Origin of the sequence: Bombella sp. ESL0378 (assembly GCF_009725845.1) — a bacterium.
Lineage (GTDB): Bacteria > Pseudomonadota > Alphaproteobacteria > Acetobacterales > Acetobacteraceae > Bombella > Bombella pollinis.
Genome location: NZ_WNIF01000009.1, coordinates 1 through 14438 on the forward strand (window position 1 = coordinate 1; position 14438 = coordinate 14438).

The 14438-nt window shown below is 55.9% G+C and carries 12 protein-coding genes; 4 read left to right on the forward strand and 8 right to left on the reverse strand.

Translation table 11 applies throughout. From position 1 onward, the window contains the following. Positions 1 to 213 precede the first annotated feature (213 nt). Together clpB and GM556_RS07040 are read right to left on the reverse strand one after the other, a co-directional pair. Positions 214 to 2814, reverse strand: a complete 2601-nt coding sequence (clpB, locus tag GM556_RS07035) for an ATP-dependent chaperone ClpB (protein ID WP_155573856.1) — start codon at positions 2812 to 2814, stop codon at positions 214 to 216. A 195-nt stretch (positions 2815 to 3009) separates the two neighbouring features. Beyond that, positions 3010 to 3612 carry a YqgE/AlgH family protein gene (locus GM556_RS07040; RefSeq protein WP_099027405.1) on the reverse strand — a complete coding sequence of 201 codons (603 nt, stop codon included), beginning with the start codon at positions 3610 to 3612 and terminating at the stop codon, positions 3010 to 3012. An 84-nt stretch (positions 3613 to 3696) separates the two neighbouring features. On the opposite strand from GM556_RS07040, the gene GM556_RS07045 reads away from it, so the two are divergent. Next, positions 3697 to 4458: an SDR family NAD(P)-dependent oxidoreductase gene (locus tag GM556_RS07045; protein ID WP_155573857.1), complete on the forward strand. Its 762-nt coding sequence runs from the start codon at positions 3697 to 3699 to the stop codon at positions 4456 to 4458. Between the two features lie 18 nt (positions 4459 to 4476). Here the strand turns inward: GM556_RS07045 and GM556_RS07050 are convergent, their stop codons facing one another. Further along, positions 4477 to 6282: a DEAD/DEAH box helicase gene (locus GM556_RS07050; RefSeq protein ID WP_155579706.1), complete on the reverse strand. Its 1806-nt coding sequence runs from the start codon at positions 6280 to 6282 to the stop codon at positions 4477 to 4479. Between the two features lie 132 nt (positions 6283 to 6414). Further along, positions 6415 to 7050 (reverse strand): class I SAM-dependent methyltransferase, encoded by a 636-nt coding sequence (locus tag GM556_RS07055; protein WP_370513609.1) that lies wholly within the window; start codon positions 7048 to 7050, stop codon positions 6415 to 6417. A 137-nt stretch (positions 7051 to 7187) separates the two neighbouring features. On the opposite strand from GM556_RS07055, the gene dapF reads away from it, so the two are divergent. From dapF to ftsY, 3 genes are read left to right on the forward strand one after another with little or no spacing between them, the layout of a single operon-like run. Beyond that, on the forward strand, positions 7188 to 7997 hold the full coding sequence (gene dapF, locus GM556_RS07060; protein ID WP_155579674.1) for a diaminopimelate epimerase: 810 nt from the start codon (positions 7188 to 7190) through the stop codon (positions 7995 to 7997). Then, positions 7994 to 9220, forward strand: coding sequence for a MiaB/RimO family radical SAM methylthiotransferase (locus tag GM556_RS07065; RefSeq protein ID WP_155579675.1), 1227 nt, complete (start codon positions 7994 to 7996; stop codon positions 9218 to 9220). The genes dapF and GM556_RS07065 overlap by 4 nt, the downstream gene beginning before the upstream one ends. A 44-nt stretch (positions 9221 to 9264) precedes the next feature. Then, on the forward strand, positions 9265 to 10179 hold the full coding sequence (gene ftsY / locus GM556_RS07070) for a signal recognition particle-docking protein FtsY (protein ID WP_155573860.1): 915 nt from the start codon (positions 9265 to 9267) through the stop codon (positions 10177 to 10179). Between the two features lie 92 nt (positions 10180 to 10271). Here the strand turns inward: ftsY and GM556_RS07075 are convergent, their stop codons facing one another. From GM556_RS07075 to GM556_RS07090, 4 genes are all read right to left on the reverse strand, one after another. Further along, positions 10272 to 10655, reverse strand: coding sequence for a hypothetical protein (locus GM556_RS07075; RefSeq protein WP_155579676.1), 384 nt, complete (start codon positions 10653 to 10655; stop codon positions 10272 to 10274). A gap of 90 nt (positions 10656 to 10745) precedes the next feature. Continuing rightward, on the reverse strand, positions 10746 to 12035 hold the full coding sequence (locus GM556_RS07080) for an adenylosuccinate synthase (protein WP_155573861.1): 1290 nt from the start codon (positions 12033 to 12035) through the stop codon (positions 10746 to 10748). A 49-nt stretch (positions 12036 to 12084) separates the two neighbouring features. Beyond that, on the reverse strand, positions 12085 to 13230 hold the full coding sequence (locus tag GM556_RS07085) for an ATP phosphoribosyltransferase regulatory subunit (RefSeq protein ID WP_155573862.1): 1146 nt from the start codon (positions 13228 to 13230) through the stop codon (positions 12085 to 12087). After that, entirely contained in the window at positions 13227 to 14411 is a 1185-nt protein-coding gene (locus tag GM556_RS07090; protein WP_230873333.1) for a phosphoserine transaminase, read from the reverse strand. Before GM556_RS07090 ends, GM556_RS07085 begins: the two co-directional genes overlap by 4 nt. Between the last annotated feature and the right edge of the window lie 27 nt (positions 14412 to 14438).

The following is a 14438-nucleotide window of genomic DNA, read 5'->3' on the forward strand; positions in this document are numbered from 1 at the left end:
ATCCCTTCCAGTCTCTACTTATTAACCAATATTCAATTCTCAATGACCACCCAAACAACCCCAGAACTCCCGCCCCAGCGCCGCCGGTAGAGCGCCTTATACCCACACCACAAAACCCACGCAACCCGATTCCTTAAACTTTCTCAAAGTTTCTGCTCAAAAATAAAAAAACCGCCCAAAACGGGCGGTTTTTTACCAAGTTACCTCCTCCGCTTAGCTCTGAGCGGTGGCATGTCCATTTATGAGCAACCCTTGCTCATTAGCGGAGATTGTCACCTCATCCCCATCATGGATGGTCCCTTCTAACAGGAGGCCCGCAAGAGGATTCTGTAACTCACGCTGGATGACCCGCTTTAATGGGCGCGCACCATAGACGGGGTCATACCCAGCCTCGGCCATCCACTCCCGTGCTTTATCATCCAAAGAGAGGGTGATTTTGCGATCAGCCAGAAGATGCCGCAGGCGGCCAAGCTGAATCTCCACAATTTGCCCCATATCGGCCCGTTGGAGACGGGAGAACAGGATGATCTCGTCCAGACGATTAAGGAACTCCGGCCGGAAATGCGCCCGGACAACCTCCATCACCTCATTACGGACGGACTCGGTGGATTCGCCATCCTTCTGATGCGCTAGAATCTCAGAGCCGAGATTGCTCGTCAGCACGATGATGGTATTGCGGAAATCCACCACACGGCCTTGCCCGTCTGTCAGACGGCCATCATCAAGCACCTGAAGTAAGATGTTAAAAACATCCTCATGCGCTTTCTCCACCTCGTCAAAGAGGATGACCTGATAAGGACGACGCCGTACGGCCTCGGTCAACACACCGCCTTCATCATAACCGACATAGCCCGGAGGGGCCCCGATGAGACGAGAGACGGAGTGCTTCTCCATAAACTCGCTCATATCAATCCGCAGCAAGGCGCGTTCATCATCAAAGAGGAACTGCGCGAGCGTCTTGGCAAGCTCGGTTTTACCCACACCGGTAGGGCCGAGGAACAAGAAGGAACCAATCGGGCGGTTGGGGTCCTGCAAGCCCGCACGCGCACGACGCACTGCGTTAGAGACAGCAACCAAGGCTGATTCCTGCCCTACGACACGCTCCCGCAAGACGGATTCCATACGCATGAGTTTGGACCGCTCACCTTCTAGCATCCGGTCCACGGGCACACCTGTCCAACGGGAGACAACCGCAGCGATGCCCTGGTCTGTCACCGTATCGGCAAAAAGGCCGGTTTCATCCGCTTGTGCTTCAGCCTGCTGGGCTTGCTCAATCTGACGCTCTAGCTCAGGGATGCGGCTATACATCAACTCAGAGGCCCGTTGGAGATTCCCCTGACGTTGCGCAACCTCAACCTCTGAGCGTGCATGGTCGAGTTCTTCCTTATATTTCTGCACAGCGTTCATGCGGTCTTTCTCCGCATGCCACGCTGCACTCATCGCATCGGACTTCTCTTGTAGGTCGGCAAGCTCCGCCTCCAACGCTTCGAGCCGCTCACGAGAGGCTGTGTCATCCTCTTTGCGAATCGCCTCACGCTCAATCTTGAGCTGGATGATGCGGCGGTCTAGCTCGTCCAAAGCCTCGGGCTTGCTGTCGATTTGCATCCGCAGGCGGCTCGCGGCCTCGTCAATCAGGTCGATAGCTTTATCGGGGAGGAAGCGGTCCGTGATGTAGCGGTTGGACAGCGTGGCAGCTGAGACCAAAGCGTTATCGGTAATCCGCACCCCATGATGCAGCTCGTACTTCTCCTTAATCCCGCGCAGGATGGAAATTGTATCCGCCACAGAGGGCTCACCCACAAAAACCGGCTGGAAGCGGCGTGCGAGGGCGGCATCCTTCTCGATATATTTGCGGTATTCATCCAGCGTTGTGGCCCCAAGGCAGTGCAACACACCGCGGGCGAGTTCTGGCTTGATGAGGTTGGAAGCATCCATCGCCCCGCTAGAGCGACCGGCCCCAACAAGGGTGTGCATCTCATCAATAAAGAGGATGATTTGCCCCTCGGCACTTTCAATTTCTTTGAGGACGGCCTTCAGACGTTCTTCAAACTCACCTTGATATTTCGCACCGGCAATCAATGCGCCCATATCGAGGGAAAGCAGCTTCTTATTGCGCAAAGCCTCTGGCACATCGCCATTGACGATGCGTAGAGCCAGCCCCTCCACAATGGCGGTCTTACCAACGCCGGGTTCGCCAATCAGTACCGGGTTGTTCTTGCTGCGGCGTGCCAGCACTTGGATAGCACGGCGAATCTCCTCATCACGCCCGATGACGGGGTCCAGCTTACCTTCCTGCGCTTGGGCTGTGACATCGCGCGCATATTTCTTCAACGCATCGAAGTTATTTTCAGCCGAAGCTGAATCAACTGTACGGCCTTTGCGTACAGCGGCAATGGCCCCTTCCAACGCTTGAGCGGACGCTTTGCCCTGCCGCAGAGCCTCCCCGGCGGGGGTTTTGCTCGCAGCAATGCCCGCTAAAAGACGGTCCTGCGCGACATAGCTATCACCGGCGGCTTTGGCAGCAGCCTCTGCACCATCTAAGACGCGTACAAAATCCGGTGTTGGTTGAGGTTGTGACGCCCCACTGCCTTGCACGGTTGGCAATTTCGCCAAGGCGGCATCATTAGCGTGTTGAACAGATTTAGGGTCACCCCCTGCTGCACGAATCAGGCCCGCAGCGGCCCCTTGCTCGTCATCCAACAGGGCCTTGAGCAAATGCTCTGGCGTTAATTGCTGGTGATAATCACGCAGAGCAATGGTCTGAGCCGCTTGAATGAAGCCTTGGCTCCGCTCTGTAAACTTCTGAATATCCATAATCTTGCCTCTCCGTCTCGCCCCATTTTTGGCAGCGATGAATGTCCAGCCTGCCCCATTATGGCGACATGCTGTGCCTAAAATTTAGGCACGATGACGCCTATTTCAAGAGGGCGTTCCGAGATTATCCCCGCATCAATTATGTGAGCCGAAATGAGGCTTATGGCAATGGAAGGGCAGCTTTGCGTGTTACGCTTAGGCCTCCCCTACAGATGCAGAGAGTGAAGCGGGCTCCAGCCCTACGCTGGCTAAAGCGCGTTGCCATTTTGAGGAAGGGTCCACGTCAAAGATAATATCGGCCTGTGCCGGGGCGACATACCACGCATTGCCGTGGAGAATCTCCTCCTCCAACTGTCCGGCCGCCCATGCTGCATGACCAAGAAGGAGCATAGCTTGCTCTGGCCCCCGCCCTGCGGCGAGTTCTTTAATCATCTCAAGGCTTGCGCTGACCTCTGCCACGGGGCCTTCTTCCGCCAGAACGGAGAGACGACGCTTAGCCCCTTGCTCGCCTAAAGAGGTGGGAGTGTGGAGGACAAAGCCACGTCCTGGCTCTACCGGCCCACCAACACCGACACCAAATAAGCGTTGTGGTGGGTTGGGTGAGACATCAAGCTGTCTGAGCAGCTCGCCAATATCTGGGTGGGTGAGACGGCGATTAACAATCATCCCCATCGCCCCAGCCTCCGCAGAGTGCGCGCAGAGATAAATGACGGTTTGAGCAAACTCCGTCCCCGCCAAAACAGGGCTGGCAATGAGCAAACGGTCCGTCAATATCTCATGAGGGGCAAGAATCGGCATGAACACCTCTTACAAACAATATGAGCAGCCATCATAACAAGATATGGTGCTGTTTTTTACACATCATAGAGCGGAGTGCGCACTATGTCGCCATCACAGATTATTCTCGTCACAGGGGCTACGGCAGGCTTTGGCCGTACAATAGCCACGCGCCTTGTTAAAGAAGGGCATCGTGTCATCGGGACAGGCCGCCGGGGTGAGCGACTTGCTGCCCTCCATAAAGAATTGGGCGCGCACTTTCTCCCCCTCACATTAGATATGCAGGACCATGCCGCCCTGCGCGCACTGCCAGACAGCTTGCCAGAGGAATGGCGGGCTATTGATGTCCTCATCAATAATGCCGGTCTTGCTTTGGGTGTAACCCCTGCCCAAGAGTCCTCCATTGAGGATTGGGAGACCATGATTGGCACCAACATCTCCGGCCTTGTGGGAATTACCCACGCAATCTTGCCGGGTATGGTGGCGCGTAACCGTGGTTATATTATCTCCATCGGCAGTACGGCAGGGCATTACGCATATCGCGGGGGGAATGTTTATGGGGCGACAAAAGCCTTCGTTGCCCAATTTATGAAGAATCTACGCACAGACCTGCTCGGCACGGCCTTACGCAGCACAACTATTGAGCCCGGTCTTGTAGGCGGTAGTGAGTTTAGCAATGTGCGTTTGCGTGACGATGCCAAAGCCCGCGCTGTTTATGAAAATGCAACGCCACTCATGCCTGCTGATATTGCCGAGACCGTCTCATGGTTGATTAACCTCCCCGCCCATATGAATGTAAATCATTTAGAGATTATGCCTGTCTGCCAAGCATCGGGTGGTTTAGCGGTCATCAAAAAGGAGGGGTAAGCCCCCTCCCTTATGACATCAGCTACGGCGGCGGGAGGATTTCTCCCCATTACGCGCGGGGCCAGAACGACGCTTTGAAGACGGGGGACCACTGCGGCCCTCTCGTCCTTCCCGCCCCTCACGACGCCCCCCACCGCCGGGGCCGCCAAAACGCCCTTTCGAAGGGCCAAAACGGCGGCCCGGCGGGCCACCACGCCCACGGCGCGGGCCTGCCCCACCAGCGGGGGCCTCGGCAGGCTCGATAGTGACTTCATCCTTATCCGCCCCAGCGCGACAGGCATTAAACCGCGCGACTTTTTCATCAGAAATCTGGAACAACGTATCCTCTTGCTGGATGCAGATGCTGCCAATATCGCGCTTCTGCACCCCACCGAGGCGGCAAATGAGAGGGATCAACCATTTAGGGTCAGCCTTCTCGCTACGGCCCACACCAAGGCGGAACCACGAACCGGACATATCATGCCCACGGCCCGTGCCCTCGCGCACCGCCCCACGAGTTGGAGGCTCCACCGAGACAGGACGAATATGCTCCACGCGCGGTAAATGCGCTTTATGAAAGCCCACTAACGCACGGGCTAAATGAGCGGCATCAAACTGCTCGACTAGCTTTGCCACAATCTCCTCTGGGACAGAGGCATCAACCTCGCCTGTCAAGATCGGGTCTTCTAACAAACGTTGAGCGTCTTTCTCGGCAATGGCTTCTGCTGTAGGGACAGGCTCCCACTCTGCTTTAACGCGAGCTTGGGCGAGCACGCGCTCCGCTTTGCGCCGTTGGTTAAACGGCACCATCAACACGCTCACCCCCTTACGCCCTGCACGGCCTGTCCGACCAGAGCGATGCAAGAAGGTATCGGAGGATGAAGGCACGCTCGCATGCACAACAAGCCCCAAAGCAGGGACATCAATCCCACGCGCTGCGACATCCGTTGCCACGCATACACGCGCTGCCCCAGAGCGTAGGCTCTCAATCGCGCGGGAACGCTCATTCTGACCCATTTCGCCAGAAATGGCGACCGAGGCAAAGCCACGCTCTAGCAAGGCGGCTTGCACCTGATTCACCAAAAGCCGCGTATTGCAGAACACCATAGCGGTTTGGCTCTCATAATAACGCAGCACATTAACGAGCGACCGCTCCACCTCTTGCGGGGCTGTAACCACGCAACGATGGGTGATATCGGCATGTTGCTTTTGGCCGGAGACGGTATCAATCCGCTTAGCCTCTTTTTGATAACGCCGTGCCAGAGAGGCAATTTCCCGCGCGATGGTGGCGGAGAATAAAAGGGTGCGGCGGTCCTTAGGGGAGGCGTCCAGAAGTTGTTCTAACTCCTCCCGGAAGCCCATATCCAACATCTCATCAGCTTCATCCAGCACGACAACGCGCAAAGCTGCGAGATTGAGCTTACCACGGGAGAGATGGTCACAAAGCCGCCCCGGTGTGCCAACAACAATATGCGCCCCACTGGTAAGGGCGCGGGCTTCCCGGCGGGCATCTGTCCCGCCGATGCAGCTCGCAATACGCGCGCCCGTCTCACCATATAGCCAAGAAAGCTCTGCCTGCACTTGCATAGCAAGCTCCCGCGTAGGGGCGATGACTAAAGCAAGCGGTGCTTTTGTAGGGGCCATCTGGTCCCCCTCACCCAATAAATCGGAGGAGAAGGCTAGACCAAAAGCAACCGTCTTGCCGGAGCCTGTTTGTGCGGAGACGAGCAGGTCCCGCCCCTCCAACGCTGGCTCTAATACGGCCTCTTGCACGGGCGTTGGCTGCTCATAGCCACGCGTTGCGAGGGCGCGAGTTAAGGCGGGATGGGTATCGGGAAAAGGCATCGTCAAAGAACACTCGGTCATACACGGGCTGTTACGAACCAAAATATAACAGCTAGAAAAGCGGTAAATACTCCTTTACCTGCCACAAAGCCAGAGAAGATCACCACCAAATTAAAAAGCAGCGCGTCCGCTTCAACTTCCAGCGGGGCAGCGGCCTATCACAGCATGTACAGTATCTTGCCATGCAGTAAGGTCTTCTGGGGGGACAACCTCGCCTGTATCAAGCTCCACAAAGCCTGCACGCTGCATTAATGCGCTGGTGAGGCGTACGCGGTCCTCTGGCTCCAACGCTTGCCAAATGGCCACGGCTTTGGCAGGGACGAATCTGCCGGAAAAACTGATAATCAGCGGGGCACCGGGGCGGAGGATGCGGCGTATCTCCTCCAAAACCTGTTGTGGCTTAGTGAGATACGCCATGCCATCACATAGCAACGCCCCATCAAAACTCGCATCATCAAATGGTAGGGATGTATCTTGGTTGAGGTCCTGCTCCTTAAAGGACGTTAATGCAGGATTCGCCTGCAAGGCGGCTTTATGAACATCAATCCCGATGAACTCTTGGAAGGTCGCATCCTCTGGCAAATGGCTCATCGCCCCGCACATAAGGTCTAAACTACGCCCCCCTACTGGTAGGGCTGTACGATACAGGGCTGTAATGGCTGTACGCGCGCCCATATCCATTAATGAATCTAAATCCTGCCGGGCCCAGAAGCTTTTATCTGGCTCGGCTGAGGCTTGTGTAAATGCTTTCTCGTGTAAGCCTTGCACGGTGCTCCCTTCCTTTACTCGCTAGGTCGGTCATTATCATAGATAAAGAAAAAATGCGCTCACTATAACGGGGCATTTTACCCCAGCCCCACAAGCTTATAAAAGAGAGCCATCTCATCCATCTCTAGGAGGGCCTTATGGGCATGTCCTTTACGAAAATGCACGGATTAGGGAATGATTTTGTCATTCTTGATGGCAGAAGGACCCCCCTTACCCTGCCCTCCACCTTGATAAGCCGTTTATGTGACCGCCAACGCGGCATTGGCTGTGACCAGCTCGTCACGCTCTCCCCGCCCACACGCGCCGGGGCGGATGTGTTGGTCCGCTTCTTCAACCCTGATGGGTCAGAGGCGGGGGCGTGTGGTAATGCCTCCCGCTGTGTTGCGGCCTTATTAGGGGGGAACCCTACATTACAAACCCAAAATGGCCTCCTCCCCACATCACAAAAAGACGGGCTTGTTTCTGTCCTCATGGGTAAGCCTCATCTGGACTGGCAGAGCGTCCCCCTCGCCAATGCGTGTGATACAGCCCATCTCCCCCTTTATGATGGGGCTGCATGCTCTATGGGCAATCCCCATCTCACGCTCTTTTGTTCTATCGAAGATGCCGCCACACTTGGCCCTGTTTTGGAGACGGACCCGCTCTTTCCCGAGCGTGCCAATATCGGCTTTGCGGACATACAATCCCCCACCCATCTGCGCTTGCGTGTGTGGGAGCGCGGAGCGGGGCTGACCCTTGCTTGTGGCTCTGGTGCCTGTGCGGCTGTTGTCAATGCTGCTCGGCGCGGCCTTGTGGAACGGACCTGCCTTGTCAGTATGGAATGTGGCTCTCTCACCATCACATGGCAGGATGATGACTATGTGCTCATGACAGGCCCCGCCCAACATGTGTTCACCGGTACGTTAGATGAGACATGGCTGGCAGAGGGACAGGCCCCCGCCCTATGAGTGTTACACTTCTCACCTTTGGCTGCCGCCTAAATGCGCATGAAAGTGACGCGATGGAACATCTTGCCCGACAGGGGTTAGGGCAAGAGGGGCACACCATCATCGTCAATAGCTGCACTGTTACAGCCGAGGCCGAGCGGCAAGCCCGGCAGGCTATTCGCCGCGCTCATCGGGAGAATCCCTCAGCGCGCATCATTGTAACTGGATGTGCCTCCGAGCGTGCAGCAGAGGCTTGGGCCGCTTTACCCGGTGTTGCGAAGGTTATCCCCAATACGGAAAAGACACATCCCTCCACATGGGGTTTGCCGGAGGAGGCAGGTCGCACCCCACCGCCTTCCCGCTATATTCGGGCGTTACTGCAAGTACAGCAAGGCTGCGATAATGATTGCACTTTCTGCGTGATTCCAGCTGGGCGGGGGCAATCGACCTCTATGCCCTTAGCGGACATCATCCCCAAAGCGCGTGCCCTGACAGAGGCAGGGCATTGTGAGATTGTCCTTACAGGGGTGGATATTGCCTCATGGCAGCATGGGGGACAGGGGTTGGGGCAGCTCTGCCGTCATCTTTTGGATGAAGTGCCAGAGATTGCCCGTTTGCGGCTTTCCTCCATCGACCCCATGATTCTTACCCCTAAAGAAGGCGACCATGCTTTATGGCAGCTCATCGCTGATGAGCCACGCTTTATGCCGCATCTGCATTTATCGCTCCAAGCGGGGTCAGACCTCATCCTCAAACGCATGAAACGCCGCCATAATACGCAGGATGTCGCAAAGTTAGTGCAGCATGTGCGCCGCTTGCGGCCTGATGCAGGCTTTGGGGCGGATGTGATTGCGGGCTTCCCAACGGAGACGGAGACGTTATTCCAAGAGACATATGAGTTCCTCGCCGAGCAGGCTATCCCTTTCCTCCATGTCTTTCCCTATAGCGAACGACCTGGCACGCCAGCAGCACGCATGCCCTCTATTCCGCGTGCCATTCGCCAAGAACGTGCAGCGAAACTTCGCCACTTAGGCCATGAGGTGAGAGAGCAGTTCCTCCGCCGCTTTATTAGGCAGGAAAAAACAGTCCTTATGGAAAGCCCCACAAGCGGCCATACGCCAGAATTCGCCGCCTTTACCCTCACCTCTGCCCCACAAAACATGCCCCCTACTCAACGCGGGCGGTTAGAGCGCATCCGCATCCTAAAGGTGCAGGATGGTCTTTTATTGGCAGAAATCCTCTAGGGAGGGCTTGACGGCTCCCCCTTTCTCACACCAAGTCGTCTGCTATGGCTGGATTTTTCTCACGACTCAAACAGGGTCTCTCCCGTTCAAGCGCGCGCCTTAATGCGGTGTTTGTAAAACGGCAACTTGATGATGCCACTCTTGAAGAATTGGAAGATGAGCTGATTGCGGCTGATCTGGGCCCGGCAGTTGCGGAGCGGATTATAGAGCAGTTCCGCCAGAAAAGCTTTGGGGAGGATATTACCCCAGAGGAAATCCGCCAGACCCTCGCCGCAGAAATCTCTCGCGTGTTGGAGCCTGTGGCCCGCCCCTTTGCGCTAGACACCACAAAAAAACCCCATGTTGTGCTGGTAGTGGGTGTTAATGGTGTGGGCAAGACGACAACCATTGGCAAAATCGCACATCATTATCATCAAGAGGGGAAATCCGTGATGATGGTGGCCGGCGATACCTTCCGCGCGGCGGCGGTAGAGCAGCTCCAAATCTGGGGGGAGCGCACGCACTCACCCGTTATAGCGGGCAAGGCGGGAGGAGATGCTGCAGGCCTTGCTTATGACGGGCTAAAGCGCGCAACAGAAGAGCAAGCCGACCTTCTCCTTGTTGATACAGCTGGACGATTGCATAACCGCCAAGCTTTAATGGATGAATTGGCCAAAATTATCCGCGTGATGCAGAAGTTTGACCCCACAGCCCCCCATAGTGTGTTGCTTGTCCTAGATGCCACAACAGGCCAAAACGCCCTAGAGCAAGTGCGCGTCTTTCGCGACCTCGTCAATGTCAGTGGGTTAGTCGTCACTAAGCTGGATGGCTCTGCCCGTGGGGGTATTGTGGTCGCCTTGGCCGAGCAATTTAAGTTGCCGGTTCATCTCGTTGGTGTTGGCGAACAGGCAGAGGACCTCCGCCCCTTCTCCGCTACTGATTATGCCCGTGGCTTAGTGGGTGACGTACCAACGCAATAACCACCCCTATTGATAAAAGGATATGACATTAAAAAAGGAGTGCCTCCATGACGGGCACTCCTTTTTTCATCCTCCCCTCTTAAAAAGAAGGATTAGTCGGCTACGCCGCTATGGGTGGAAATCTTGGATTCCGCAAATGTATGGTGCCAAACATGCCCTTTATCATCAAAAATAAGCAGCACTGTTTTGGCCTTCCCATGCCTACCATTAGAGAAAGCTGAGTAATAGGGAATGTAATTCTCCCCATTCTCGTGCAGAGTTTTAAACTCATACTTCCAGACCTCACGACCGCCATCAGTGTAATTAATCTCCAGCGGGTCGCCAAACATGGTCTTAACCTGATCCTTGGTTGTCACACCATCTTGGATTTTTTGATCAATCGTTGCAGCCGTCTCATTCTTAATGGCCCGATTGCCGTAAGATGAACAACCTGCCAGCACAAAAGCCATCGCCCCTGCACATAATAATTTCCGCATCGAACTTACAATTCCTCTCAATAGAAGATTCATGCCATACCAGCCCAGTTATATAACGGGCTGGCACTCACATAACACAATTCCGGCCATTCAGCCCTCAAATGGGTCCGTTACCAGAATTGTATCCTCACGTTCCGGGCTTGTGGAAAGCAGCGTAACAGGCGCGCCAATCAATTCCTCAATCCGGCGTACATATTTAATCGCCTGAGCGGGGAGCTCTGCCCAAGAACGCGCACCGCCCGTTGTTTCATCCCAACCCGGCATGGTCTCCAAAACTGGCTTCACACGGGCCTGCGCACCCGGTGCGGAGGGGAAGTGCTCTATCCTCTGCCCATCTAGCTCATACCCAACGCAAATGGAGACCTCTTTCATACCATCGAGGATGTCCAGCTTTGTTAGCGCAACACCACTTACGCCCCCAACGCGCACGGCCCGGCGGACCATGGCCGCATCAAACCAACCACAACGGCGTGGGCGGCCTGTCACAGTGCCAAACTCACGCCCGCGCTCGGCCATGCCTTTGCCGACATCATCAAATAATTCAGACGGGAATGGCCCCTCCCCCACGCGGGTTGTATAAGCCTTAGCAATCCCCAACACAAAACCGACCGATTTCGGGCTCATCCCGCTCCCAGAAGCAGCAATCGCCGCCACTGTGTTGGAGCTGGTCACGAAAGGGTAAGTCCCGTGGTCCACATCCAGCATGACAGCTTGTGCGCCCTCAAACAGGATGCGCTTCCCAGCGCGGTCGGCCTCGGCAAGACGGTCCCACGCACGGCAGGCATAAGGCAGCAAACGCGGGGTAATTTCTTTAAGGAAGGCGAGGATCGCCTCCTTTGTGAAGGTCTCTGCCCCCAAGCCGGCTAAAAGCGTATTGTGATGGAGCAACAGCTCATCAATCTTCCAATCCAGCGTGTCAGGCTCGGTCAGGTCACAAATGCGGATGGCACGGCGAGCTACTTTATCCTCATAAGCAGGGCCAATGCCGCGGCCTGTCGTGCCGATTTTATGGGTACCACGAGCCTGCTCACGCGCGCGATCCAACGCCCCATGCACAGGAAGAATCAAAGGAGCTGTCTCGGCTATCCAGAGTGTTTCTGGCGTGACGGTTAGGCCTTGCTCTGTCACGCGGTCAATCTCGCTCATCAAAGCTTTGGGGTCCACCACGACACCATTGCCGATGACGCCAATCTTCCCCCCGACTAAACCAGACGGCAGCAATGATAATTTATACACCTGATCATTAACGACCAGCGTATGGCCGGCATTATGCCCACCCTGAAAACGCACAACAATATCGGCACGGCTGGACAGCCAGTCCACAATCTTGCCTTTACCCTCATCGCCCCACTGGGTCCCGATTACGGTAACATTGGCCATAAGAATGCTCTTCCTTCAACGTCTCATAATGACGATCCCTACCCGCTTATTAGCGCGGCAGGGGGGTGGGTTGTTCATCTTTCCAGATATGACTGCACCGTAAATGATGCGCCTCCTGCTCCATCGCACTTGATTCCCCAAGCGATGCGATGGTGGCATAGCCTGCCTCATGCAAGCTGGACAAGTCCTTCTGTGCCATATGGGGGGGAACAAGGCAGCGTTTACGCCGTGGTGGTGGCTCTGCCACCCTTAAAAAAGCATGGGGATGAAGTGTCAACCCACATGCTGGCTCATCCCCTGCGAGATAACGCCCCCCACGTCCCAATTCCTCACGAGAATGTAGAGCAAAGACCGTTACACATACTCCAGTATGATACCGCCACCCTCGGAAATCGACCGGGTCCACCGTCAAACGAGCCGTAGGTAGGCGTGCTAAAATCGCTGCCACATCTGCCCGTAAACGCGCCACAAAGGGGCGTAATTTATCAGGGAATGTCAGCGTCTCTAACTTCTGCAGCGCAATATGAGCCGGGCCGACAGCATCCATCATCCCTAAAAGCAACTCCGCCCATGCCCCACCATGCTCCCGCACGGCGGCGGCATCACGCCGGTCTAACGCATGGATAATCGCCTCACGCTCAGCCCCGCTAAAGCCATCCTCTATCAAGCTCCAAACCATAACAGGCATGGAAAGGTCAAAAGAGACATAAGCAATCCCCAATTTTGCGAGGGCCTCCGCCCCTAGAGCGATGACCTCGGCATCGGCCTCGGCTTTATCAGGGCCGATAAGCTCTATCCCCGCTTGGGAGATTTGACGCTGCCCCTCACGCCCCGGCGTGCCGATAACCACACAATCCCCCGCATAAGAAAGACGGAGCGGGCGCGGGCAATCCTGCATCCGCACCGCTGCAATACGGGCGATCTGCGTTGTCATATCCGGCCGCAATGCCATCATCCGATGCGAGGATGGATCTAACAAACGGAAGCTCTGCTCCGCCAAAGCCGCCCCGGACCCACTCAACAAGGAGGCCTCAAACTCTAACAAAGGGGGACGGACGCGCTCATAGCCATGGCAGGAGAATACATCCATCACCGCTGCAAGGCCGCGGGCCTCTGCCTCGGCCTCGGCGGGGAGGAGGTCCACAAACCCCATAGGCAACAAAGCCGGGTTTGATAAATCTGGTGTCTCCATCATGCCCGCACGGCCTCTTCTGCAACGCACCCATAAGCCCAATCTAACCACGGTAAGAGGGCCTCTATATCCTCTGCCTCAACCGTGGCCCCACCCCAAATCCGTAATCCGGCAGGGGCATCACGATAGCCAGCAAGGTCATAACCCGCTTGCTCGGCCTCTAAAAGGCTGGTCATCTTCTTAATCGCCGCAGAACGTTGGGCATCATCTAAAGCCTCAAACCACGGTGCGGTAATCTTTAAGCAGATAGAGGTACAAGAGCGTGTCTCTTTTGTCGCACTGAGGAAGGCCACCCAATCACGCTGAGCCACCCATGCCTCCACAAGGGCGAGATTCTTCCGTGCCCGTGCTTTCAGAGCCTCTAAACCACCAATGGATTCCGCCCAACGTAAGCTATCCAACGCATCTTCCACACATAACATGGAGGGGGTGTTGATTGTATCGCCGCGGAAGATAGCCTCATTCAGCCCTTTTTTATTCGTAAGGCGGAAAATCTTAGGCAAAGGCCGCTGGCTGCCCTCCTCCAACCGTTGTACGGCACGAGGGCTGAGTGCCACCATGCCATGCGCTGCCTCCCCCCCAAGGGCCTTCTGCCACGACCATGTCACAACGTCCAACCGCTCCCATGGCAGGTCCATCGCAAACGCAGCCGAGGTCGCATCGCAAATCACCAACCCTTCATGCTGGGCTGGCACCGCCTCAACCGAAGGGATGCACACACCTGAGGTTGTGCCATTCCATGTCAGTACAACATCACGCGACCAATCAATCTGCGTCATATCGGGCAGGGAGCCATAGGGGGCTTCCAACACGCGGAGGTCATCTAATGCGAGGACATCGCGTAAATCCTGCGCCCATGTGCCAGAGAAGCTCTCAAAAGAGAGGACATCCACACCGCGTTGCCCTGCTATGGCCCACAAAATCATCTCCACTGCCCCCGTGTCAGAGGCTGGGACAATGCCAAGTTGCCAACCCTCTGGCATACCAAGCAAAGAGGCTGAGCGCGTTATCACCTCATGCAGCCGTGCGCGCCCTTCTGCCGCACGATGAGACCGCCCAAGAAAAGCCCCTTTAAGGGCATCAGGCGTCCAGCCGGGGCGTTTGACGCACGGGCCAGATGAGAAATACGGTCGTTGCGGACGGCGGGAAGGCTTAGCGGGGGGCATAACGGGTTGGTTATCCATCATTACGGTAAAGGATCATCTTTTCTT